Source organism: Rhizobium sp. AN5 (genome assembly GCF_900215255.1).
Taxonomy (GTDB): domain Bacteria; phylum Pseudomonadota; class Alphaproteobacteria; order Rhizobiales; family Rhizobiaceae; genus Agrobacterium; species Agrobacterium tumefaciens.
On the sequence record NZ_OCMJ01000003.1, the window covers coordinates 661,359 to 686,300 of the forward strand.

A 24,942-nucleotide genomic window follows, 5' to 3' on the forward strand; every position below is an offset into this window, starting at 1 on the left:
TGACTCAAGGCTGCTTGGCGAAGGTCTCGAACACCTGAAAATTCCTTTTGGAAAGGTCCAGAATTTCAGGCAGCTTTTTCCCGACTTTTTCGCGAATCTCATCGGCCTGATCCACGAAATTGATCAAGGCATTCTTGATGCCATCATCCGTATGGAACTTGGCGGGCGAAAGCAGTTCGGCCGCGGAGAGACCGAAATGCTGGTACAGCCCTTCGAACTTGCCCTGATACGCAATGCATATGACAGGAACGCCCTTGCCCAGCGCAGCAATCGCAAGATGCATGCGTCCGCTGACGAGACCATCGAGTTTACCGGCAACGCCCTTTAGAACCGGGGCTGGCCATCTACCATCCAGATATCGAACCCTGTCCGTCTGTGAAGATGGGGCAAGCTCGGTAATGGCCTTGAGGCAGGCCTGATCGCCCACGTCTTTCCGGTAGTCATGCGGAATGACCAGCCAGCAGACCGGTCTTGCATCGGCAACGAACTCCAGTGCTTCGGCCCCGCGCCTGATGATCGCCGCGATCTGCGCGCTATCCGCATTCTTGAACAGCATGGGATGTAGGTTGAAGCCCATGACCCTGTATCCCTCGGCGCGCTTTCGCGCGATCCACGAGATCGTATCTTCATCGGGTTCCGATGGGACAAGACTAAATGCAGAATCGGAAACCAGTGCCGCCTTCGCCGTGGCAAAGGCGTTCAGACGCTCGAGGGAAACAACGTCACGCACATTGAGCGACACCCCCGGATGAAGGGAGCTGTAGAACTTCGCCAAAGCGGGGTGCGGCGTTTCATTAAAACTGAAACCGAGGATAACGTTTTTGATCCCGGCGGCGGCGGCCAGATCAGCGCTTGCCAGAAGTTTTGCGCTGACCAGCGGATGATAATAGCCATCCATCACGTCGGCGCCGACAACGACGATGCAATCGTACTTCCGCACCGAAAATTGCTGGGCAAGGGCCTGGATAAAGTCAGGCTTTCCAAAGATATCGACGGTAACAAAGCCTCTCTGCAAAGCAGAGTCGCCAAAATTCGTTCCGTCAACGAGGATGTCTATCTCGACATCGGGATTGCTCGCACGGGCATTCTGCACGGTCGCCGTGATCATCGCGTCATCGCCGGCGGAACCGAACAGGGTGATGGGATCACCAGCCACGATCAAAAGCCGGTTCAGCCGATCTCCGACATTGATAGGCTTGATGCTGCGCTTCAGCTCTTGCAGATCGTTGAAGAGTTGCTGGACCGCATTATCCAGATTGCGCCGCTCGTTATATTGCACCAGCTTCCGACGCAGTGGTGCAGGGAGTATTTTTTTCACGAGCTTGCGCATTTTCTTTCCTTTCGAGAACCGATTTTGCTCATGATGAGGGCGATGGCGGACCGGGCCTCGCTTCTCGCGGTCAGAGCCAAAAGCAACAGATATGCGACGCCGAACATACCACCGAGCAGGATGCCGGATACGAGGTCGCCCGCACCCAGCATTTTAACTTCAGGTCGCATCCACTGAACGAGCAGGAAGCAGAGACCGCTGGAACCGAAGCTTGGCAAAAGCAGGAGGAAAATTCTCCACAGCTTGATGCCGAGTTCCCGGGCGACAAAATAAAATGTGAAAGGCGTCGAAGTGAGCTGCCCGAAGACAAACACGATGACAATTTCCCGAATGTTTTCCGTCGGGACAAGCAATATCAACAGGATGGTAGAGATTGCCTTGACCGTCCCGGCAATCAGCACCTTGTCCGGCCTGCCGCGTGCGGACAGAAACGGGCCGTTTTGAAACTGGACGCATTGCAATGCACCCAGTAGCAGCAGCGGCCGCGCAACCGCGTCGGCACCCTGCCATTGCGCGCCGAACAGGACGTTGCAGATCTCTGGCGCCAACGCAGCCGAGAGCACGAAGATCGGTGTCGAAAAGATCGACGATATGGTGATGGATTGCTTGTAGAGTTCCGCCATGCGCTCCCGTTCGTGCGATATGCGGGACAGCACCGTCAACGAAACATCATATAGCGCCGCCTGAAGCAGTTGCATGAGAAGCTGATATAGCCTGCTGCCGACTGTGTAGAGCCCAAAGAGGGCAACCCCGTAACGCCCCAGGATCATGACGTCGATCAGCCGCGTGGCTCCGAAATCCACGATGCGCAGACCGAGAGCCGACGAGCCGAAGCGAAGCAATTCGAAAAAAGTGTCGGGCTTGAGCGTGGTGCCCGGAAGCCAGTGCGGTTTGCGCCAGAGCCAGATCAGCGTCACAATTGTTGCAACATAAGTCTGAACGACGAGGCTCCAGACGCCCAGGCCCATGATGGCGAAAGCAATCGCAACGCCACCGCCGATAATATTCGAAATGAAGGTTCTTATTGCCAGCGGCTTGAACGCAAGCGCACGCCGATAATTGACTTCCTGAAAAAGCGAGGCGGTGTTCAGCGGCAGCAATATGCAGATTGCCACGATGATCGGTGCCAGCCCTTCCACCTCGAACCAGCTTTCCAGTCTGGGCGACAGCAGACAAACAACGATGACAAACACCGTTGCCAGCGCAACCGACACATAAAATGGCAGATTGACGTCGCTTGGCTCCAGATTGCGCTTCTGCACGATCGCATCTGCGAAACCGAACTCGGACAGCATCTGGATGAGCATCAGAACCAGGCCCGCCGTGGCGACCATGCCGTAGTCGGTGGGGCTGAGGAACCGAGCAAGAACGATGAAAAGAATGGAGGTAAAAAGCTTTCCACCCCAGTTCTGGACGATGGACCAGAAAACGCCTGTTATCGCGGCGCTGCCTATCGAACTTGGCTCCGCCATCAACCTGCCGCCTGCAAAGCCGGTCGTGACAGCCCGACCACCGCAGCGGCCAGAAAACGATCGAAGTCCAGCTTGGGGAAACGGACTTTGCCGATATTGCTTTCTACCATGTGCTCTTTCCTTGGAAGAAACGCTTGCAACGGACCCGGTCCGTTGCCGGTCTAAGATGCGCGTAAGGTTCGGCTTTCCCTGCTTTTCGCCAGCACGTCCTCGTAGAGCTTCACATAGTTCTCACCCACCCGGCGCGAGGTGGATTCCTCGACGATATTTCCGAAATCGGCCTCCGTCGGCAATTGCTCGCGCGAAAGCGTCAACACCCGGCGAATGCGTGCGGCAAGGTCCGTGGCGTTGCCCGGTTCGAACAGCCAGTCGTGGTTGGTCTCGCCGATCAGTTCCGGAATGCCGCCCGAGGCCGCGCCGATGACCGGCACCCCCATCGCGTAGGCCTCGTAGATGGTGCGCGGCGAAGGTTCAGCCCAGAAGGAGGGAACGATGAGCACATCGATCTCTTCGAAGAATTCCTTCGGCTTTGCCCAGCCGACGAACTCGATCGGCAGGTCGCCGGCCTGGGCCTTGAAGCGTTCGATGGAATCGTCCATCGCTTGGCCGGCAACCAGACAGCGCCAGTTACCGTGGCCGATTTCCCTGAAGGCATCGACCATGTTGCCGACACCCTTTTCCGTGTTGATGCGGCCGATATAGCCGAAGGTCATCGGCTTGCCGGTTCGGTCGATCTGCCTGCGTGCGACCGGGTCGCCGTCCGGAACCGTGCAGGAATAAAAGATCACACGGCGCATGCTTTCCGGCAGGTGATGGAAAAGCCCGTGATCGACATGGGTTTTAAGGATTTCCGTGCCAACGCTTGCCACCGCGCCGATGTAGCGCTGCGTGAATTTCTTGGTGATATTCACCACCTGACAGCCGAGATGGATGTGTTCGCAGGGCTTGCCGCCCTTGAACATGGCGGCGTTACCGCACAGAAGATCATATTCGCAGATCGTGTGGACGATTGGAATGTTGCGCTTGTGCGCCGCCCGCCACACCAGCGTCGTCACATCCAGCAGCGAGTGCGTATTGAGAACATCCGGCTTGAAATCGTCAAGAACGGCTTCGAACTGCTTCTCGACGTTGAAATTCCATTGCTGCTTGATCTTCTGCATACGCCTTTGCTGCGGCGTATATTGCGGCCAGTCCTCGAGCCAGAAATCGTTATTGTGGAACATGCGGTAGACGCTGACGCCATTGCGCACCGTTTTGGGTTCGGCCTGCCGCTCTATGCAGGCGGCACCGACCTCATGTCCCATGGAGACGAGTTCCTCGGCAAGATGTTCGACCGAGCGTTCGCACCCGCCAACGATATGCGGCGGATAAAGGCTGCTGAGATGGAGAATTCGCATACGGATACGCTCTATTTCCTTATCGAAAATTTATGACTTCCGCTTGGCCTCGCCCATGTTCCCGGATACTCCGGGACCAATGAGACATGCGCAAAAAGCACAGAAGGCAGAGCAGATTTAACGCTTGAAAATATGAATAACCAAAAATCCACTTTCAAAAAGCACGGGAACTGACGGCATTTCAAGTGCTTTTTTTCGCGGCGCGACAAAAGTCATGCCGTGTTGCGAAAAGAACCTGTCCCGTGTTAGGCTCATTCTCATATGAAAAAACGTACGGGCGGAAGCGGTGAATTCTGTTTCGTCCGCGTATAATATCATTAATTTATATATTTATTTCATTTCAGAAACATGGATTTGATGGCGAATGAAGATGCCAAAAACTTCCAGGACAATCTGACATAATGAGAGGCGCCGCCGATATGATCGCGGCTGCTTTTATATCTCGCCGGAATGACCAGGAGACGCAGATGAACGGAAAACAGCCGATCACCATGGGCCACCTGACACGGCGCGGCTTGCTTTCAGCTGCACCTTTCGCACTGGCTGCCGCCACGGGCCTGCGCCCCGCTTTCGCGCAGACTCAATCCGTTTTTTCCGCCGGAACAGAAGCCTTTGTGGACAGCGTGGGCGTGTGTGGCCATTTCGCCCGCACGAACGGCATTTATCCGGAAAGCTTCGAGCGCATCCTGCCTGAACTGGAAGCCCTTGGTGTGGGCCACCTGCGTGACGAGGGACTGATTACCGCAAGGGACAGCCGCAACAGCCCGGCTTTCCAGCGCCTGCGCAGGATTGTGGCGGCCAACGTTCGCCTCACGATCATCTGTTACGACAATCTCAACCCCTACGTCTCAACGCCACTGAACAGGATTGCCGATTTCTACGACTGGTGCGACGGCGGCATCGAAGTTTTCGAAGGCAGCAATGAACCGACGCTGACGAAAGACCCGGCCAATGCGCCGCGCATTTCGGCAGAGCATCAGGCTGCACTTTTTGCAACGATCCGCTCAACTCCTGCCGTGAGCAACGTGCCGCTTGTCGCGCCAAGCTATATCCAGGCGAATACGGAGCTGGCGCTAAACCTGCAGAACGTATGCGACTTCGGCAATATTCACCCCTACGCTGGAATGGAACATCCCGAAACGACCGGGCCGGGGGCGCTCTCCAAATCCGTCGCCGCCTCGGCGCATATAGCAGCCGGCCGGCCGGTGCTCGCCACCGAGATCGGGTACCACACCTCGCTGCAACCGAAAACCTTCCATTTTCCCGTCACCGAAGGCATCAAGGCGCGCTACATGCCGCGCACACTCCTGTGGTCCTTCATCAACGGCATCCGCCGGGCTTACATCTATGAAATGGTCTCCAGCTTTGCCGAAGACCAGACAAACCCGGAATCGTCCTTCGGCCTGCTGCGCCACGATCTGAGCCGCACCCCTGCTTACGGGGCCGTTCGCGCCCTTCTTGCGCTTTGCAAGGCAAGTCGGCAAACAGGGCCAGCGGAACGCAGCATCGCTTTCCTCAACGATGATTCCGAAAGGCTTTCCCTGCGCCTGACAAGACCAGACGGCGCGCTGCTCGCCCCGGTGTGGCTTGGCATACGCGGCTGGCAATGGCCGGCACGGATCGAAAATCCGCCAGCCGAACGTGCAACGGCCTTTTCGGTAACCGGCCCGCACAGCCAAGTCATCGCGCACCGGTTCGGCGATGACGGTTCCGTAAGCCAGCGGGTGATGGCAAAGGAAGGTGGGCAATACCGGCTTTCCGTCAGCGACCAGCTTACGGTGCTGGAGGTTTTCTGAACGGCGTGCGGGCGAAAATTTCCGGCCGACAAATTTTGTATATCGTGTCAGCCTATTGCGTGATAGCCTTCTGAAATAGACCACTTTTGCTCGCTGCTGCGAGCGCAAAATATTACTGTATAAATTTTTTCTTTTTATAGATGATGACGATGCAAAAAATTGAAAAAGCGCCTGTTTCCGGGGCGCAGCGTCTCGATATTCTTCAAATGATGCGTGCCCTGGCGGCAATCATGATTGTCGCGCTGCATGCGCAGGTGAACTGGGAGTTTTCGCTCGTCAACCTCCATCTCCTGAGGCTGGGTGCGGGCGTCGATCTGTTTTTCGTCATTTCCGGCTTTGTCATCGTTTATGCCTCCCGGCCGTATTTCGCAGCAGAGGGAGGGCGCTCGGCCTTTCTTGTGCGCCGGCTTCTCCGCATCCTTCCTCTTTACTGGTTCGTATTGACCATGCGGCTCGCCATGGCCGCGGTCGCCGTTCTTCTCAGCGCCAAGGCCTTCCCGTCCTTGCAGGCCGTCCTCACCTCCTACCTCTTCATTCCCTATGACAGCATGGGTTATGGTGACGCCTATCCGTTTCCAATCATCGATTTGGGCTGGACGCTGAATTACGAGATGTTTTTTTATGTCGTATTCGCGGTTTTTATCTTCCTGCCGCTGGAACGCGCCGTGCTGACAACAGCGGCTGTGCTGCTCGCCGCAGTGCTCATCGGCTCCAACTTCAATCTCGCCTTGCCGTTTAGTTTCTGGTTTCAGCCCATCATTCTGGAGTTCGTGGCGGGAATGTTGCTTGCCGTGCTTTTCCTGCGCGGCGTGCGCCTGCCGCCCTTGCTGGGGATTGCGGTGGCCCTTTGCGGCGTGGCGATCTGGACGCTTATCGATCTGAAAAGGTTCGAATTCCAATGCAATCCGGGCTGTTATTCCTATACCCGGCTGCTCGTTTTTGGTGGCGGCGCGATTTTCCTGATGGCCGCGGCAACCCTGACAAGGGGCATCTCCCTGCCCCGTTTTGCGCAGCCGCTGGCGAAACTGGGCGATTCCTCCTACGCGCTTTACCTGCTGCACCCGTTCATCTTTCGGGCATTCCTGGTTGCTTCCGGCGGCATCACCTGGCCGCAGGAGTGGAAAAATGTCGTCTATCTCGTCGTCGTCGCCAGCACCATCGCCATCGCCCACGCATTTCACGTCCTTGTCGAAACGCCCGCAAATATCTGGCTTCGTGACCGGCTGATAACACCCCGGCGAAAAGTCGCCGTGTCCTGACGACAAGGGAAAAGTCCTCGTGTCTGCTGTTAAGTATACCCCGAAGTTCCGTTCACAAGTTTATTTTAGCACTTGATCGTTAGCTAGGGCTGTGCGATTTAAAAAGAAAATTTTAGATGTTGGATAACCATATCCAGCATTTCAGCTTACTTAAAATCGTATTTTTTAAAAATTTGGAGAGTTGTGATGTCCCGCCTTCGTAATGGCTCGACGCTCACTGGTGCGGTATTGATCACCAGCCTCGGTCTTTTTTCCGCAGTCGCCAACGCCCAAAACGTGGAACCAGCACCGCCAGCTGCCGGGCAGCAGACGCCGCCGGTACAGACTGCGACAACCGCACCCGTGAAGGCCGCTGACGAAACCAATGCCGCATTTCTGGCCCGCGTTAACAGCGCCAATCCGGACACGGTTGCCCTTGCTGCCGCGGAACTGTTCAAGCAATCTCCGACGCAGGCAACGGTCAAGGATCTGGCCGGCATCGCTTCCAGCACCGATGCGGCAAACGCCGACATGACGGGAAAGGTGACGAACGGCTTTCCGATCATCGCCGTTTCCACCAGCGCGGCGCAGTTCTCCGAACAGGTTTCTGGCCTGATCCTGAGCGACTCCAGCCAGTTGCCCACCATCGTCGCACTGGCCCAGAAGGTCGGCAACAAGGACTTCTCCGAAGTTGTCGGCGAAGGTCTGGCGCTTGCCTATTCCACGGCGATGCAGAGGGGCAACACGATACTTGCCGCCGCAATCCAGTTGCAGACCAAGGGTGCCGGCGTGCCCTCCGATCTTCTGATCGCCTTTAGCGAAAATATTCAGGGAACGGCGGCCGGTCCGGCAGCGCCTGCGGCAGCTGCAGCTGCTGCCTCACCGATCGGTGGCGCCGGCTCTTCACCTGCAAGCGGCAACAGCATCGGCGGTTCGGGAACAGCGGGCTCACCAGCCGGCACGGCACAGGCCGGCGGCGGAGCCGCACCGGTTGGCGGTGGCGGCAGCGGTGGCACCACCGGCAGCGGCGGAACCACCACAACCAACAACTTCTTTGCCGCGCCCCTTTCAACCGGCAGCACCAGCACGCCAGTCAGCACAAGTCCCGTTTGAACCCGGTTTTGCCGCCCTTCCTGCGGGAATGGCGGCCGCCTGTCCTATCATGCAACCGAGACTTGGCGGGTGCCGCGCCCGCCAAAAAAAGCGAGGCTGACAGTTGTTGCAAAGGCACGATCCCCTGACTATGGCCGATATCGACAAAAGCGGATTTACAGCCGACTTTATCGATATAGACGCCGTTCTTGCCACGGTCCGCCGACAGTGGCGCGTCGTCCTCGCCGCAGTAGCCATTGCCGGGACAATCGGTCTCGCTTATGCCGCGACGGCCGTTCCGATCTATTCAGCTTCGGCTACCCTTTTGATCGACCGCAACAACAGCCAGGTCGTCGAGCAGCTTTCGACGATCGGCGGCGTCGTGGAGGACGAGGCTTCGATTCTCAGCCAGGTCGAGGTCCTGCAATCGGAAACCATCGGGATTGCTGTCGTCGAAAGTTTGAACCTGACGGAAAATCAGGAATTCAGGGCAAACCGTGCCTCGCTTCTGAGTTCGATATTCGGCACCATCCGTTCGCTCGTCAACGTTTCGCAGTGGTTCTCGCCGGCAAAAGAGGCCGTCATCGACGACGGCACGCTGAAGCGGGCGCTGTCGGACCGGCTGCTGGACGGTCTCAGCGTCAAGCGTATCGGCCGTACCTACGCGCTGGAACTGACTTACAACTCGACATCACCGGTTCTCGCCGCGCAGATCGTCAACGCCGTGGCGTCGGCCTATCTCGTGGACAAGCTGAACTCCAAATACGAGGCGACGAAGCGGGCCAGTGACTGGCTGTCCGACCGCATTGCCGAGTTGCGCCAGAGGGCACTCGACACCGACCTTGCCGTACAGAAATTTCGCGCCGAACACGGTTTGATCGAGACTGGCAATAACGGCCTGCTTTCCGATCAGCAACTGGCCGAATCCAACAGCGCGCTTATTCTGGCGCAGTCGGAAACAGCCAGGTCGCGAGCGCGGGTACAACGCATCGAACATATCCTTGCCACGGACGATGTCGACGCCGTCGTCACCGACATTCTCGAGAGCTCGGTCGCAAACGATCTGCGCAAGAAATATCTCGAATCCTCGAAGATCGAAACGGAAATCACCCGCAGGCTTGGTAGCAACCATGTTCAGGCGGTGCGTCTGCGCAACGAAATGCAGGAATACCGCCGGCTGATGTTCCAGGAAATCAGCCGTATTGCGCAAAGTTACAAGAGCGATCTGGAGGTTTCGGAAGCAAGAGAGAAATCACTTGCGGAGAGCGTTGCCAAGGCCACCAGCGTCAGCAACTCGGCCAGCCAGACCCAGGTTCAGCTCCGCGAATTGCAGCGTGAGGCGGAAACTTACAAGAACATGTATCAGACCTTCCTGCAGCGTTATCAGGAAGCGATGCAGCAGCAATCGTTCCCCGTAACGGAAGCACGCGTGATTTCGAGGGCAGTTCCGCCCAACATTCCAAGCAAACCGAACAAACCGCTACTTTTGGCGCTGTTCATGATCATGGGCGCCGCGGCTGGCGGCGGCATCGCCATGTTTCGCGAGTTCCGCGACCGTTTCTTCCGCACCGGAGAACAGGTTCGCGACGTTCTCGGGCTGGAATTTCTGGGCAACACCCCGCTTGTCCAGAACAAGCCGGGAACGGATGTGTTGCCAAAGGGACAGGAGGGGCCGCCTACCGCGACACGCCCGTCCAGCGTTGCCCGCTACACTGTCGATCACCCGCTATCGTCCTTCGCCGAAACGCTGCGCAGCACACGGCTTGCGATAGATCTCGGCATTCCCCCGAAAACCGGCGCGCGGGTGGTGGGTGTCGTATCGGCGTTGCCGAGCGAGGGCAAATCGACGATCTCCATCAATCTGGCTCAGCTTCTGGCCGGACAGGGAGCAAGGGTTCTCCTGCTGGATGCGGATATTCGCAACCCGGGCGCCACGCGCGCTTTGGGGCGTCATGCTGCAGAAGGCCTGCTCGAAGTGCTGCTGGAAGGCCGCAATGTGCGCGATGTGCTGCTGCACGACGAAAAGACGCGGCTCGCTTTCCTGCCAACGGTCGTCAAGCAGCGCGTACCGCACTCCTCCGAGCTGCTGACATCGGCGCAAATGTACAAATTGCTGGCCGAAGCGAGTAGCCTCTTCGACTACATCATCGTCGACCTGCCGCCTCTCGGGCCGGTGGTGGATGCCCGCGCGATGGCTGGCCGGATCGACGGTTTCGTCTTCGTCACCGAATGGGGCAAAACCGCCCGCAGGGCGGTACGCAATACGATTGAAAACGAAGTCCAGATCCGCAAGAAGTGTCTCGGTGTCATCCTCAACAAGGTGGACACGGAAAAGCTGAAGCTGTACCGGGCTTACGGTTCAAGCGAATATTATCATGCGCGCTACACGCGATATTACCATGACTAGGCGGGACGGAATGGCGGGCCTGCGTAAATTCTTCGCGGTCGTGCCCGTTCTCATCCTTTCCGTGTTTGTTTTATCCGTCGCCGCACAGGCGTTTTCCGAAACCCGGCGGTTTTCCGATGTCGTTGCCTTGGCAAGAATTGCCGACGACAAAAGCGGCCTGGCGCACGATCTTCTGGTGAAGACGGTCGATGGACTGCACCCCGTCGTTGCGGAGAAAATCTGCCGCTCGGATATCGTCAAGGCCGGGTTACGGCTCGTTCTCGCAGATCTCGATGCAAATGGCCAAGATGCTACGTCGGAGGCCGGTGCGGCGCGTCTCGGCTTTGCCGAGACCTATATTCGTCACGCGCTCTCCTGTTTGCCTGCAAATGGCGATGTGTGGCTGCGTCTTGCCATGGTTCGTTCGCTGCGTAACGCCTCGCCAATGGAAATCGCCGTTCTGATGAATTTTTCCCAACTTTACGGGCCTGCAGACGCCAACCTGATACGCGGGCGCTTCGTGATGTGGCAGCAATTTCCAAAAGACACGCTGCCTCAGGCCGATGCGGCCCGCAATGCGGACACGGCAATCGTCTGCGGCAAGGAGGGGGAAATTCTGCGCTGGACCCTGCGGAAGATCTGTCCGCAGCAGCCGCAGGCCGGCATGAAACGCACCGTGCCGCTTCCGTGACATAGCGACCCATCTCGTCCTTCTACCTTAGACATCGTCGCAGCAACAGTTATTTCAAAGCCGAAAGCCAATGTCGTCCATCGAAGCCCAATCAGAACCGCTATCCTCATCGCCACCGCGACCGGTTGCGTTTCCAGACTATTTCCGGACGGCCGCCATGGTCATCTTCTGGGCTATCTTCCTGCTTGCGCTTCTCAATCGCGGCGCAACTGAAATCGAGAGCCGTATCGTCGTCACCGTTGCAATTTATTTGTTGCTCGTGCCCGCCATCCTGCTGTTTGGGCCGCCCCGGGCTGGTGCAAGCGTGGCGCTTGTGGCGACATGCCTTTTGCTGGGGGCACTCATCATCCAGATGTGGCTGCAATCATCTGTGCCGGGTATTGCTCCACCCAATCCCGCCTGGTCGACCGCCGCCATGTTTATGCAGTTAGCGCCCGACGCCACGGTTTCGCTCACCCCGGCGGATGATCGGGTCGGCCTGTTAAGCGCCGCCGTGCCCTTCGGCGCCTTCATGGCCGGCCTCGTCATTTTCGATACCGACGAGCGCGCGGCAAAAGCGCTGCGATGGTTCGCAATTGCCGGCGGATGGCTGGCACTGTTGTCAATCGTGCAGTTTCTGCTTTTTCCAGAAACACTCGGCTTCATTCAGAAGCGCTTCTATCTCGGCAGCCTGACCGGCCTTTTCGTCAACCGCAATACCGCCGCCACCTTTTTCGGTCTCATCCTCCTGACCCTCGTCGTAATGCTGCACAAACGGCTGACGGCTCCAGATTGGGGAATGGTCAGGGCACTTGTGGCAAATCGACTGACGGTGCCGGTCGGCCAGAAACGCCTTATCCGCAAGGCCGCCTTCATCGGCGTGCTCATTGCCTTTTGCTTCATCGCCTTGATGCTGACCGGATCGCGCGCGGGCATAGCATCGAGCTTTGCGGCACTGAGTTTCCTCATTCTTCTGACCGTCTTCAACTCACCCATCAAAACAGGCCGCAACGCGGCTGCCCTGCGTCGCAAGCGGCGCGGCACGAAGCGCCGGGCGGCGATCGTGCTCGCGGTTACGCTTGGCCTGTTCCTGCTCTTCGCCAATCGCGTGGCGCTTCGCATGGAAACACGGTTGGAAGACGACATGCGCTTCTGCTACATGCCGGGCATCGCGCGTGCCATTTCTGACAGCTGGCCTTGGGGAACCGGCCTTGCAAGTTTTACGGAAACCTATGCGCCCTATCATGCGGCGCAATGTGGGGTGGACGCCATCGTCACCCACGCCCATAATGTCTATGCCGAGGGACTGCTGACGCTCGGCCTCGCATTTCCATTCTATGCGGCTTTTTTCGTGCTCGTCCAACTCGCCATTTTTATTCGCGGGGCGCGCAAACGCAAAAACTACCGTTACGCCTCCCATCTCGGCCTTGCCGGGCTGCTGCTCGTCGCATTGCATTCGACGCTCGATTTTTCGCTGCAGATCCCCGGCTTCGCAATGGCTTACGCCGTATTCCTTGCGCCCGTCGTCACGCTTTGTCTCAACCCACCAGGGGTTGGACGGGACCGGTCGCGGCGGCGCGGACTATCTTCAACCGATCCCGCAATGTCGGCCTAGATCAGTCCGGATGGGCAGCAGCCTTCATTTCGCTGATGCGCAATAGTTGTAACGATTATAACCACACAAAGACGCGAGAATTTGGGCATGCGGATATTGCAAATAACGTCGCTGTTTTCTCCGGACCGGGTCGGCGGCGCGGAGATATTCGTGGAAGACCTGGCGCGCGGGCTGGCGGAGAAGGGACACACGGTAGCTGTGGCGGCCATCTCCCGCAAACAACAGGCCGTGGAGCTGCGCGACGATTTCGCCGTTTACCGCCTCGGACATACCACGCCGTTTTTTATCGGGGACTGGGAACAGCAACCCGGATGGAAGCGAAAATACTACAAGATCGCCGTGCAGCTGGATCCGGGTCTCGTGCGCCGGCTTGCCCGCGTCATTGATGATTTCCGGCCTGATGTCGTCAACACCCATTCGCTGTCGGAGCTGACACCACTGATCTGGCCGATGATCCGCAAGCGCGGCATTCCGCTCGTCCATTCCCTGCACGATTTTACCAGCATGTGCACCAACGGCTCCCTGTTTCACGACGGGCACATCTGCGACGGCACCAGCAAAAAATGCCGCGCCTTCTCCTACCTGCACCGGCGTTGCCAATGCGCCGTCGATGCTGTCGCCGGTGTCGGCCACGATATTGTCGAGCGCCATGTGCAGGCCGGCTTTTTCACCCATGTACCGGAAAACCGCCGCACGGTCATCTGGAACGCCATCGCGCCGCCAGCTTCACAGACACAGCGCATTCCACGCGCGCCTGGGGACCCGCTTGTTTTCGGCTATCTGGGCCGCATCGAGGCGCCCAAGGGCGCAGATCTCCTGATCGAGTCGCTGCCGCTCCTGCCGCCGCAGGGCTGGCGACTGGTCATGGCGGGCCGCGCGCCGGGCGGCATGGAAGCCTACGAGCAAAAAACCGCCAACCTTCCGGTCGAATTTCCCGGCTACGTGGACGCCGATAGTTTCTTCGCCGGTATAGATTGTCTGATCGTTCCACCACTCTGGCCAGAGGCTTTCGGGCGCACGGTCGCTGAAGCTATTTTACGCGGTGTGCCGGTTCTCGGCGCCAATCTCGCCGGTGTCGCCGAACAGATCGGTCGGGACCGGCCGGAACGCCTTTTCACGCCGGGCAACGCCACTGAGCTTGCCGCCCGCATGACTGACGCGATGCGCAACCCCGCCATTCTCGCGGAAACACCGGAAACCAAAGCGCGCATTTCGCAGGGCGTCGCGCCCGAACGGGTAATTGGGGCATACGAAGCTCTCTATTCGGAGCTGCGCAGCGGTATCAGGGCATGAGCCGCAAGATTTCACCCCGGGGACATGACTTCTAGACGTCAGGTCTGTTCATGGAAAACCTGCGCATAGCTTTCCGCCGCCTTCTGCCATGAATACAACTTGCGGTTTTCATAACCTGCCTGGCGAAGATCGCCTGCCAGATCTGGCTCCCGAAAAAGCCGCTCAAGTGCCGCGACAAGGCTGTCAGAGTCCGCGGGATCGAATGTGAGCGCGCCCTTTCCGGCGATCTCCGGCGTTGCAGAACGGTTGGAGCAGACGACCGGACACCCCAGTTGCTGCGCCTCCAGCACCGGCAGGCAGAACCCTTCATATGTGGAAGGCACGCAAAGGCAGGTGGCGTGGCGGTAAAGGTCTGCCAGTTGATGGTCGTCTATGCCGGAAAGCCGGATCAACCGCGCCTTCAGCTCCGGATCATCTAGCACGCTGCCGATTTCCTCGGCATCGTCGCGACCAACATGCACGACGTGCAAATCCGGCCTAACCTTGCCAATCACGGCAAAAGCCTTGCCCAGAAGCGCAAAGTTTTTATTCGACGTCGCGTTTCCGACCGCCAGTATGTAGGGCGCAGCAACCGGCGGCGGGCCGTTCAAACTCGCTGGATCGACATTTAGGGTGCTGTCAGAATGGATAGTCAGACTTTTTCCGGCAGCCGATGGATAAAACTGCGCCAGATCCTTTCGCGTCGCTTCCGATACGCAGGTGATCCGGTTCGAGCCAGCCATCATCAGTCGAAAGATCAAATCCGTCGTCAACGTCGCCCGCCAGCCGATCTGTTCGGGGATGGTCTTGAAATAAAGATCGTGAACCAGTGTGACGCGCCGTTTGCCGCCCCTGGGACTTCCGAAAGGATCTGCATTGAACAGCACATCGATGCCGAGCTTGCGGCAAAGTGCCGGCAACGTCATGGCCTGACGCAGCACATCAAACACCATGATACGCGGCCGCGGCGTCTCAATCAGCTGAAGGCGGCTTTCGCGCAGGTTTTCGGGCAGCTGTGCCCGCGTCCAGGGAGAACGCAGGATGTAGTCGTCCCGCGTCTGATCCAACAGCCGCTCCAGCAGGCTGAAGGTCACGCGGGCGACGCCGGAAGGTTTGCCGCCATACTGGCTCGGCATGTTTACGAGAATACGCATCCTGACCCTTCCGCTTGCCTGCACTTTCTGCCCGAATTGATCGCCAAGAGGCCCCTCACACTGCTTCCGACAGCAAAGCGGAAACGGACCGGCAGGTCTCCTCCAGCGAAAAACGCCGGCTCACATCCTCACGGCCATGCTGCGCCAGCCTTTCCGCCAGAGCCGGCTGCGACAGGATGCAGCCAAGTGCTGCCGCAAGCGCCGATGCGTCGCCCGGCGGCACCAGAAGACCCGTTTCGCCGTCCCGAATGATTTCGGTAACCCCACCACCGCGTGTGGCGACAACCGGCCGCCCGCACATCATGGCCTCGACCACCACCCGCCCGAACGGTTCGGCGACAACAGAGGTGTGAGCAACGGCATCCATCGATGCCATCAGCTCCGGCACATCCGACCGGAAACCGAGGAAGCGGACACGACCATCCAGACCGAGACGGGATGCCTGCTCGCGGATGCGCGTCTCATAGGCGTCCTGCCCGAATAGCGCTCCGCCAACGATGACGGCCTGAACGCCATCCATCGCCGCGATCGCGTCCAGAAAGACGTGCTGCCCCTTCCATTCGCTCAGCCGGCCGAACAATCCGACAAGCGGTTCAGGACCAAGGCCCAATTCCGCACGCAACCGCGCAGCTCTGTCGGGATCGTTCGCCACAGCCTTTGCGGGGTCGAAGCCGTTATAAACGATGCGGACCTTTTCTGCTTGCCCGCCGGCTTCAACGAAAGCCCGGCCGGTTTCCTGCGAATTAACGGCCACCAGCCTTGCGAAAAGGCGTGCGAATGCCAGCGATGCATGGCGATTGGCGGAGCTGAAGGCGGGATCGGTGACTATATCGTGCAAAACCCAGACAAGCGGACGACGGCTGAGTTTCGCGGCAAGCGCACAGACGAACAGCGCCTTCTGCGAATTGGCGCAGATCACGTCGTAATGTCTCGCCTGCTGGCTCAATTGCCAGGCAACGGCGACGACATCGGCCGCGCCACGCAGCATTGCGCCAAACGATGAATCACGGCGGATCGACAGCATTTTTTCGCCAGCTGATAACATGACCGGAGGCCGCCCGGCCGTTGCCAGATCATCAGCAGCACCACCGCCACTGAGAAAACACGCCCGCCAGGAATGCGGTCCGGCCTTGACGAGGTCCGTCAGAAACAGCTCGGCGCCACCCTTCTCTCCTGTGTGACTGACAAACAGAGCGGATGTCATGACATCACCTGTGAAGGACCAGAGCACCCAAGTTGCCGTTGCCCTAAATTGCGGGCATGGACGGACAGCCCGTGAAAATGACAAGTGCACTCGCTAACGGCAGGGATAGCTTGACCGGCAATTTCAGTATAAGAACAACAACGCTTGATTGTGGTTAGAAAAAATAACATTCAAACCTTTATGCGGATAAAAATCCGATATACGTAAATTAAAAGAAAAATATTCTATCTATATATTTTAAAAGAAATCGAAGAAAAATTCGTGACGTATAATTTTACTGCTTTTCGCCGTCCCGTTTCCTGCGTTTTGTCCCCCTGCCTTTCGGCAGAGTTATCCTAGGGCCAGACCAGGAGAACGAACGATGACACCGCTCAAACGTAACATATGCATATATATGACCGGAACGGAAGAGGTGCCGGCATGATCGGCGTATCGCTCGGCATCACCTCCAGAAACATCCCCACCATGGTCCCTTCCCTGAACGCGCTCTCACCCTTGCGCGCGCGTTTGACTGTGGGTCAGAATGCCACGATCTTCGTGAATGGTGACAGCACCGCCTATGCCGATGCGGGACCATTCCAGCAGTTCGCCATGATGCTTGGCGATCTGCACGACACAAGGGTTGTGCTGCACCGCTGGGCAGAATGGCAGACAAACGCCCCCACCGGGCCAAAGGCCTATGCGGATCCGGTTACGCTACGTGCAGGCATGGGGCCAACGCTCACGGTCTATCTTGCGGCACTGCCCGGCGGCATGGCCGGTTACATGCTCGCGGACCAGCGCGCGGCGGCGCTGAAGATTCCACGTCCAGACCTGTGCATCACGCATCATGGGCATAATATGCAGAGTTTCGAGACGCCGGGCGGTATCCTAAGCTCCGGACGAGCCGCCCTGCTCGGACCGCTTGGCATGATCGAATGGCAATGGCCGGGTGCCCCCCAACTCATCACCACCCAGAACCCCTGGCGCGATAGCACCGGTTACGACAAGGTCTATAATGCGATCCTTGACCTTGCCCGAGCGCACCCGGGCCTCACGCTGGTGGATACACACGCGGCATTTGTAGCGAGAGGCAAGGACCATGCGCTTTACCGCGACAACGTCCATCCGAACGATGCCGGATCTCATCTCGTCGCCCGAACCTTGTTCGGTTGTTATCTGGCATCGGCGCCCGATAACGTCTTTCAGACACCTTGTTGGCCGAAACTTCCCGCTGCCAATCTTATCGTCAACGGCGATTTCACCGATTGGACCGGGTCCGCTCCAGCGGGCTGGAGCCCGGCGGCGTCGGGTTCCGCCATAAAAGCCGCAGAAGTCACCTTTTCTCCGGCTTTCGCTCACAGCCTCGGTTTGCGTGCGAATGGCAACCAGTCGGCTGCACTGGTTCGTTATTTTCGCAATACGGAGGCCGCCGCGATGATCGGCAAAACAGTTTCATTTGCAGTGCTTTATAAAAATATCGAGGGGCAGCGTGCGCCCTATGTCACACTGGTTGCAAAAAGCGGCGGCGCAGTCCGGACGATAAGCTGCTCCGCCCTGCAATTCGGTGGTGCGAATGCCCTCGACAATAGCGGCTGGATGTGGGCCACAGCCAACGAGATCGCTATCGACCCGGATATCAGCCCCAGCGGATACGGTTTCTATGTGAGGATCATGCCGGCATTCGGCATGAGCGCGCCGGTTTCCAACGAACCGCTCTACATCCAGCGGGTAATCGCCGTCGAAGGAGCTTTGCCAAAAGGTAATCTGAGCGACTGAAAACCTTAGAAAATTGTCTTGCACGGCAACGTCATCAAGACCACTATTCATCGTCATCACCCTCTCGCCTCATGGTGATGACGCCCTCTCCCACAGGGCCGAACTAGGGTCCGCCAGTGAAGGATACAGGCCGGGAATGACCAGAAGCACAAATATGGCGGCATCGCATCAATCCCCGTTGCCGGGTTTCGTTTTGGCGATGCCTCTTTATCCTTCAAAAACCATACAGGTGCCCGGTCTCTTTCTGGCGATCTTCGTTTTTTCCATTGGCTTTTTCATTCAATGCAATGTGCTGACCAGCAATCTGGGCCTGCGCTTCCTCAACATCACCGACATGCTTGTCCTGATGACGCTACCCGTTATTGCCCTGCTTTACATTCGCTGTCTGACGCCCTCGATCATCCTGCTTTATCTCGTTCCGCTAACCATTTTTTTTGCACTTTCGGCTGTTTTTGCCGACGAACGTGGCGAAGGCGAATTTTACACCACCGCGATGGCATATTTTTACGCGGTCTATTTTCTGTTTTTTGCCTATATGCTGTTTAAGGAGAACCTTCTCGAGCTGTTCTGCTGGGGCATCTTCGCCGGCTTCATCGCTGTGACGATCCTGCTTTTTCTGGATATCGTCATTCACGACCAGCTCGCCTCCCTTGGCCTCTCTTTCATGTTCGATGAAACCGCCGTGCTGGCAGCTGCGGCAAAAGGCGAATTGAGCCCCTTGCTTTTGCGTGTCGAAAAAGCGGGTGGAATCTGGCCGGTGGGCAACACAGCCGGACCTGCCTTTGCGTTGGCGGGTGCGGCAGTCGCTTATCTTGCCGAAAGGCAAAAACGCCCCGCGCTGTTTGCCGTATTTCTGCTGGTCTATCTGGCGAGCTTCACACTCACTCTCAACCGGTCCGGAGTATTTGCGGTTCTTGCCATCGGGGTCTATTTCTACATCAGAAATTTTTCCATCAAAATGCTGCTCAGCACCTATTTTGGTTTTGCCTTGTCCGCCCTTGTCATCGCAGCTTTTTTGCCATTGGGCGCTTTTGATTTTGCGGAACAGATCTTTTCGAAACGGTTTCTCGAGGACAGCAACAGCAGCAACAATGCGCAGGAGCGCTGGGATACGCTCACTGGCGGCTTTCAGGTGATGCTCCATCATCCTTTCGGCATCGGTTTTACCGCCCGATATGAAGAACTGTCGCGAATATCGAGGATCGGAACGCCGCATAGTGGCTTTCTCGCCACGGCCTATGCATCCGGCATAGGATTTGGCCTTCTCAGCGCCTTTGCGCTTGTTTACGCGATCCTCCGGAAACGAAAAGTCGGTTTCTTCGCCTATTCGGCGATCGCAATCGTCATCGTCTATCAATTTGAAGAGCTGAATTTCAATCCCGTTTTCATGGCCTATATGGGGCTCGTACTCGCCTATACTTTCATTGATCTGGATTTCAGGTTCTTTCTGAAAAATACGATGATGCGGATGGCAGGAATGGCAGAAGAGGACGCTTTGGTGACGGCACGGCCGGCCTAAATTACGGCGAGGTTCTCTCGCTCCAAACCGCACATCCTTGCTGCTAAAATTTATTCCGTTTTCAAGTGGGCGCTTTAGGTCACTTCGATGATTTCAATCTCTTTGCCACCCAGGCTGACAACATCACCGGCAGATTTTCCCATCAGCACTCCTGCGACCGGGGAGACATAAGACATCGATCCAGTGGCCGGATCGGCTTCATCCTCGCCTACGATCCGAAAGCGTTGTGTCCTCCCGTCATCACGGCTGAATGTTACCACGCTGCCGAAGGCAACGGTGCCATCTGCAGGCGGGCTTGGCATCAGCTGGGCGGTGCGAACGCGCTCCGCGAAATACCGAATGTCCCGCAGAGGATTGGCCGAAAGCCGACGTCTTTCATTGACGTCTTCGACGGCATTGGCCGTTTCGCAGGCTTCGCGCGCCAATTGCAGCTGCTGCTCCAGCGCTTTCAGCCCAGCCTCCGTCACCAGATTGGGATGAGGCGAAATCACCCGGTCCGGCAGAACCGTTTCGGCTGCGGTTTCGGCACTATCTTCCTTGGTAAAGGCTACACTCAATTCTGGCACTCCATTCCCGTGAGATGCCGCTTTGAGCATCTCCCTTGCCGTCCAATCCTGCCACCGCCCATTGCAATGCTGCAATAGCGTGCACCACAGAAACCGGCCATGTACCCCTCATTTCTGGCTCTAACAGGAGGCTTTTCGCCCTGTTAGGGTATCGCCCAAGAGGAGTGAGAAAGCCAACGCTAACGGACAGGAGACGGTCAATGGCCCGGACAGTATTGAATGCGCTTGGAGAGACACTCTATTACAGCGACACTTCCACCGGATTTTTTTCCGCCACGGGTTCCGGACCGCTGCTGACAGGCACTGCCGGCAATGATTCTATGTGGGGCGACAGTTCCGTCAATGTGACAATGGCGGGCGGCACGGGCGACGATATTTATTACCTCTATTCCAGCATCAACCGCGCCGTCGAAAATGCCGGAGAGGGTATCGACACCATAGACACCTGGATGAGTTATACCCTGCCCGACAATTTCGAAAACCTGCGGGTAACCGGTGACGGCCGTTATGCCTTCGGAAATGAGCTGGACAACATCATAACCGGCGGATCGGGCAGCCAGACCATTGATGGCGGGGCCGGCAACGACGTGCTGATCGGCGGTGGCGGTGCGGATACATTCGTTTTTACGAGCGGCAACGGCACCGATCTCATTATGGATTTCAGCGCCAACGACACGATCCGGCTTAACGGTTACGGCATCACATCCTTCGAGCAACTCGTCAGCAATGCCACCCAACAGGGCGATAATCTCTGGCTGAACTTCGCCAACGGCGAGGCCGTCGTTCTTGCCGGAACGACCATCGACGATCTTCAGGCCGACCAGTTCGAGCTCAGCCTCGACCGGTCGTCCCTCACCCAGACCTTTGCCGACGAATTCGATGCACTTTCACTTCGCAGCGGCGATCAGGGGACCTGGGATGCTAAATATTGGTGGGCACCGGAAAAGGGAAGCTCGCTGACGGCGAATGGCGAGGCGCAATGGTACATCAACCCCGCTTATGCCGGCACATCAGAGGTCAATCCCTTCAGCATCAACAACGGTGTCCTGACTATCACCGCCGCGGAAACCCCGCAATCGATCGCCAACGAGGTTGAGGGCTATGATTATACCTCGGGTATGCTGAACACCTATTCGTCGTTCAGCCAGACCTATGGTTATTTCGAAATGCGCGCCGACATGCCGACCGACCGGGGCGCCTGGCCGGCCTTCTGGCTTTTGCCTGAGGACGGCTCCTGGCCACCGGAACTCGATGTCGTGGAGATGCGTGGGCAAAACCCCAATACGCTGATCATGTCCACCCACTCCAATGCAACGGGAGAACAGACATCAGTCATAAACAATGTCAGCGTGCCGAGCACGGAAGGTTTCCACACATATGGCGTGTTGTGGGATGCGGAATATATTACCTGGTATTTCGACGACGTCGCCGTGGCGCAGACGGATACGCCTGATGACATGCACGACCCCATGTATATGGTCGTCAATCTTGCTGTCGGCGGCATGGCAGGAACGCCGTCGGCGGTTGATTTCAGCGACGGGTCGCAGATGATGATCGATTACATCAAAGCCTATTCGCTTTCCGACTGGGCCGCGTAACGAAAAACGCCGGCAGTTGCGTTCAGAACTGCCGGCGCTTCAAACCTCAGCCTGTCGGCTGGGCCTTGTTCAGTTCAGTCATTCAGCCGCGATCTGCATCCGCTCAGTGTAGAGCGACATGAGATGACGCGCCATTTCAAGGCTCGCGGGCTGTTCGGCACGGTAGCGGCGGCCGATTTCCATCATCAGCACGGTATCCGGCAGGAAGGTCAGCTCCGAGAAGATGCCCTGCCAGTCGATATCGCCCCAGCCGAGCGGCATATGCAGATCGCCGATGCCGAGAGCGGTATTTTCCTGGTCGAAATACGGCTGATAAAAGCCCTGCGGCCGGCCGAAGGAATCGTGGACATGCAGATGGCCGGCGACCGGCGCCATGGCACGAAGCTGTTCGCGAAAATCGAGCCCGCGATAGGTGGATTCGAGATAGGCGTGGCTGAAGTCGATCAGCGCCACGACGTTATCATGGCCGATGGCCTTAACGGTCTGGGCCACCTCGGCAGGCGTCTGGCGATATTGGCCGGGCTCGGTGGAGAAGATATTCTCAAGCGCGACCCGCACGCCATAGGGCTTGCAGAATTCCGCCAGCTCGAAAAGCGCTTCCCGCTCGCGGCTGTCGGCATCGGCCCGCTCGGCGATCTGATCGGCACGCAGGGCGCCACTGTGTTGAACGAGGATGCCCGCGCCGATGCGATCACACAGGACGGCCAGCGCCTTGGCTGCATCTATCTGGTAGCGGCACGTTACCGGGTCCATGAAATTGGACGAAACAAGACCGTGCACCGTATAGCGGAAGTCGAATTCTTTGGCGAGTGCCACGAACCGTTGAGCGCGCTCCTCGATGATGCGTCCGCCTGCGATCAGATCAAGGCTCGTTGCGGCAATTTCAACGGTGTCGCAGCCAATTTCGGCAAGCGCACGCAGATCGCTTTCGAGTGTGGCCAGTTCACCGTCGTCCGAGCTGGCGTTGAAGCCGGTTCCAATAAGATTGCTCATGTCATCATCTCCAGGGGGTAAGAAAGGTCATGCGAGTTCAGGCTGCCGTACGGCGCGGCGCGCCGTATCGAACAGGTCCGGGCGGTCGATATTGACGTAGTCTACCCCGGCCAATGCGATCTCATTATGAAGGTTGGCATCATCGCCGCCATAATAAACCATGATTTCCAGACCCGCCTTGCGGCATGCCGCGACAAGGCCGGGCTTGCGCATCTGCGCAGGTGTGATCTCGATGATCGAGGCATGGTGAACAGCCGCAGCCAGCGAAGGCGACTTGGCGATATCGAGCGTCATCATCTTGCGGAATTCCGGCGCGGCGGCGGCCAGGCCCCGGCGCATTTCTTCGGAGAAAGAGAAAAAGAAGGTATCGCGCACCATGCCGAGGCTCCGTACCAGTGTCGCCACCTTGACGGGATCGCAATATTTCAGCTCGACATAGACGCCGCAGCGGCCGCGCAAATGGCTGAGATAGGCATCGAGCCGCGGTACAGCCGCACCCTTGAAGTTTTCGCCGAACCAGCTGCCGGCATCCAACGCATCGATCTCGCTCGACAGCATGTGGCCGATGGGACCCGTACCATTGGTGGTACGATCCAGCGTTTCGTCGTGAAAGACATAAAGCACGCCGTCCGCGCTCTCGCGCACGTCAAGCTCGACGTAATCCGCTCCCTGCTGCAAGGCGAGGTCGGCGGCGGCGAAGGTGTTTTCGGGCGCAAAATGGTTGGCACCGCGATGGGAGACGATTTTGGGCATGGAAATTCCTGTCAGTTTACTGCTTCCGGTTCACGCGCCGGAATAGTCGAATGGTGTGAGAGATCGGCATGCAGCCCGGCGATGCGGTTGCCGGCGGCGTCGAACACGAGCGTCAGCGCGGATTTGCAGCTGATCCCGACACGATCTCCCGGCGCGTGGCGTATCGTCTCGCCATATTCCAGCGCGTGGATCATGCCTGCGGGCGTATCGATCGTGTAGAATACCTCGCGCCCCATGGGCTCGACGGTGGTAACCTGCCCCGCAAGGCGTGCCTCAGACGATGTGACGAGGGCGATATCTTCCGGGCGCAGGCCAAAGGTGACTTCGCCGTCACAGCGGGCATTGAGGTCGAGCAGGGCATCGCCAATCTGCAACTGCCCGCCCTGCGCCCATCCTTTCAAGAGATTCATTGGCGGCGTGCCGATGAAACCGGCCACGAACAGATTGTCGGGCCGGCGATAAAGATCATCGGGCGTGCCGATCTGGGCAATGGCGCCGTTGTTCATGCAAATGATCCTGTCCGCCATGGTGATCGCCTCGATCTGGTCATGGGTGACGATCAGCGTGGTGATCTTCAGGCGCTTCTGCAGGCTTTTCAGCTCGGCGCGCATGGTGATGCGCAGGGTCGCATCGAGATTGGAAAGCGGCTCGTCCAGAAGCAGGATGTTCGGTTCCTTGACCAGCGCGCGGGCAAGCGCCACACGCTGCTGCTGGCCGCCGGAAAGCTGCGAGGGCCGTCGGTCGAGCAACGCGCTGATCTGCACGAGGCTCGCCGCCTCCTCCACCCGTCGCGTTGCTTCCTCACGCGGAACATTCTTGAAACGCAACGGAAAGGCGATGTTCTGCCGCACCGTCAGGTTGGGATAAAGCGCATAGGACTGGAAGACGATGCCGACATTGCGGTCGCGCGCATCGATGCGATTGACGTTGTGGCCGTCGAAAGAAATCTGACCGGCGGTCGGCGCGTAAAGCCCGGCGAGCAGGAAAAGCGTGGTCGACTTTCCACATCCGGACGGCCCGAGAACGGCGACGAATTCGCCGTCTTCGATGGAGAGGGTCATCGGTTGCAGAACGCGGGTGTCGCCCCAGCTTTTGGTGACATTGTCGAGGGTGATCCTGGCCATGGCGA

At 57.9% G+C, this 24,942-nt stretch carries 19 protein-coding genes; 10 read left to right on the forward strand and 9 right to left on the reverse strand.

The features are described from left to right. Positions 1-4: 4 nt before the first annotated feature. The 3 genes from CRP02_RS06435 to CRP02_RS06445 all read right to left on the reverse strand — a co-directional run bounded on the left by CRP02_RS06435 (position 5) and on the right by CRP02_RS06445 (position 4,199). The gene (locus tag CRP02_RS06435; protein ID WP_097099994.1) at positions 5-1,330 is read right to left on the reverse strand and encodes a polysaccharide pyruvyl transferase family protein; all 1,326 of its coding nucleotides are present in this window, start codon (positions 1,328-1,330) and stop codon (positions 5-7) included. Next, entirely contained in the window at positions 1,315-2,802 is a 1,488-nt protein-coding gene (locus CRP02_RS06440) for a lipopolysaccharide biosynthesis protein (RefSeq protein WP_097170599.1), read from the reverse strand. Before CRP02_RS06440 ends, CRP02_RS06435 begins: the two co-directional genes overlap by 16 nt. 161 nt (positions 2,803-2,963) lie before the next feature. After that, positions 2,964-4,199, reverse strand: a complete 1,236-nt coding sequence (locus CRP02_RS06445) for a glycosyltransferase family 4 protein (protein WP_097170600.1) — start codon at positions 4,197-4,199, stop codon at positions 2,964-2,966. 467 nt (positions 4,200-4,666) lie between these two features. Between CRP02_RS06445 and CRP02_RS06455 the strand changes: the two genes are divergently transcribed. The 7 genes from CRP02_RS06455 to CRP02_RS06485 all read left to right on the forward strand — a co-directional run bounded on the left by CRP02_RS06455 (position 4,667) and on the right by CRP02_RS06485 (position 14,289). Continuing rightward, positions 4,667-5,995, forward strand: a complete 1,329-nt coding sequence (locus tag CRP02_RS06455; protein WP_097171269.1) for a hypothetical protein — start codon at positions 4,667-4,669, stop codon at positions 5,993-5,995. 140 nt (positions 5,996-6,135) lie between these two features. Next, positions 6,136-7,254: an acyltransferase family protein gene (locus CRP02_RS06460; protein ID WP_097170601.1), complete on the forward strand. Its 1,119-nt coding sequence runs from the start codon at positions 6,136-6,138 to the stop codon at positions 7,252-7,254. Between the two features lie 186 nt (positions 7,255-7,440). Next, positions 7,441-8,346, forward strand: a complete 906-nt coding sequence (locus tag CRP02_RS06465) for a hypothetical protein (protein WP_097170602.1) — start codon at positions 7,441-7,443, stop codon at positions 8,344-8,346. A gap of 130 nt (positions 8,347-8,476) precedes the next feature. Next, entirely contained in the window at positions 8,477-10,732 is a 2,256-nt protein-coding gene (locus CRP02_RS06470) for a polysaccharide biosynthesis tyrosine autokinase (protein WP_097170603.1), read from the forward strand. Between the two features lie 10 nt (positions 10,733-10,742). After that, positions 10,743-11,402 (forward strand): hypothetical protein, encoded by a 660-nt coding sequence (locus tag CRP02_RS06475; protein ID WP_097170604.1) that lies wholly within the window; start codon positions 10,743-10,745, stop codon positions 11,400-11,402. 70 nt (positions 11,403-11,472) lie between these two features. Then, positions 11,473-12,996, forward strand: coding sequence for an O-antigen ligase family protein (locus tag CRP02_RS06480; protein WP_097170605.1), 1,524 nt, complete (start codon positions 11,473-11,475; stop codon positions 12,994-12,996). 87 nt (positions 12,997-13,083) lie between these two features. Continuing rightward, a complete protein-coding gene (locus tag CRP02_RS06485; protein ID WP_097170606.1) occupies positions 13,084-14,289 on the forward strand; it encodes a glycosyltransferase family 4 protein in 1,206 nt (401 codons plus the stop codon). Positions 14,290-14,327: 38 nt separating this feature from the next. Here the strand turns inward: CRP02_RS06485 and CRP02_RS06490 are convergent, their stop codons facing one another. Both CRP02_RS06490 and CRP02_RS06495 read right to left on the reverse strand, forming a co-directional pair. After that, positions 14,328-15,422 carry a glycosyltransferase family 4 protein gene (locus tag CRP02_RS06490; RefSeq protein ID WP_097170607.1) on the reverse strand — a complete coding sequence of 365 codons (1,095 nt, stop codon included), beginning with the start codon at positions 15,420-15,422 and terminating at the stop codon, positions 14,328-14,330. Positions 15,423-15,477: 55 nt separating this feature from the next. Further along, entirely contained in the window at positions 15,478-16,626 is a 1,149-nt protein-coding gene (locus CRP02_RS06495) for a glycosyltransferase family 4 protein (RefSeq protein ID WP_097171270.1), read from the reverse strand. 420 nt (positions 16,627-17,046) lie between these two features. On the opposite strand from CRP02_RS06495, the gene CRP02_RS06500 reads away from it, so the two are divergent. Beyond that, positions 17,047-18,384: an SGNH/GDSL hydrolase family protein gene (locus CRP02_RS06500; RefSeq protein WP_097171271.1), complete on the forward strand. Its 1,338-nt coding sequence runs from the start codon at positions 17,047-17,049 to the stop codon at positions 18,382-18,384. Positions 18,385-18,520: 136 nt separating this feature from the next. After that, positions 18,521-19,903: an O-antigen ligase family protein gene (locus tag CRP02_RS27475; RefSeq protein ID WP_179783954.1), complete on the forward strand. Its 1,383-nt coding sequence runs from the start codon at positions 18,521-18,523 to the stop codon at positions 19,901-19,903. Positions 19,904-19,977: 74 nt separating this feature from the next. Here the strand turns inward: CRP02_RS27475 and greA are convergent, their stop codons facing one another. Further along, complete coding sequence (greA, locus tag CRP02_RS06510) at positions 19,978-20,460, reverse strand: transcription elongation factor GreA (protein WP_019564836.1); 483 nt, start codon at positions 20,458-20,460, stop codon at positions 19,978-19,980. A 209-nt stretch (positions 20,461-20,669) separates the two neighbouring features. On the opposite strand from greA, the gene CRP02_RS06515 reads away from it, so the two are divergent. Next, positions 20,670-22,067 (forward strand): family 16 glycosylhydrolase, encoded by a 1,398-nt coding sequence (locus CRP02_RS06515; RefSeq protein ID WP_097170608.1) that lies wholly within the window; start codon positions 20,670-20,672, stop codon positions 22,065-22,067. 78 nt (positions 22,068-22,145) lie between these two features. On the opposite strand, the gene CRP02_RS06520 is transcribed toward CRP02_RS06515, so the two are convergent. From CRP02_RS06520 to CRP02_RS06530, 3 genes are read right to left on the reverse strand one after another with little or no spacing between them, the layout of a single operon-like run. Further along, positions 22,146-23,060, reverse strand: coding sequence for a TIM barrel protein (locus CRP02_RS06520; protein ID WP_097170609.1), 915 nt, complete (start codon positions 23,058-23,060; stop codon positions 22,146-22,148). Between the two features lie 27 nt (positions 23,061-23,087). Further along, complete coding sequence (locus CRP02_RS06525; RefSeq protein ID WP_097170610.1) at positions 23,088-23,813, reverse strand: glycerophosphodiester phosphodiesterase family protein; 726 nt, start codon at positions 23,811-23,813, stop codon at positions 23,088-23,090. 11 nt (positions 23,814-23,824) lie between these two features. Continuing rightward, entirely contained in the window at positions 23,825-24,937 is a 1,113-nt protein-coding gene (locus tag CRP02_RS06530) for an ABC transporter ATP-binding protein (RefSeq protein WP_097170611.1), read from the reverse strand. Positions 24,938-24,942: the final 5 nt, after the last annotated feature.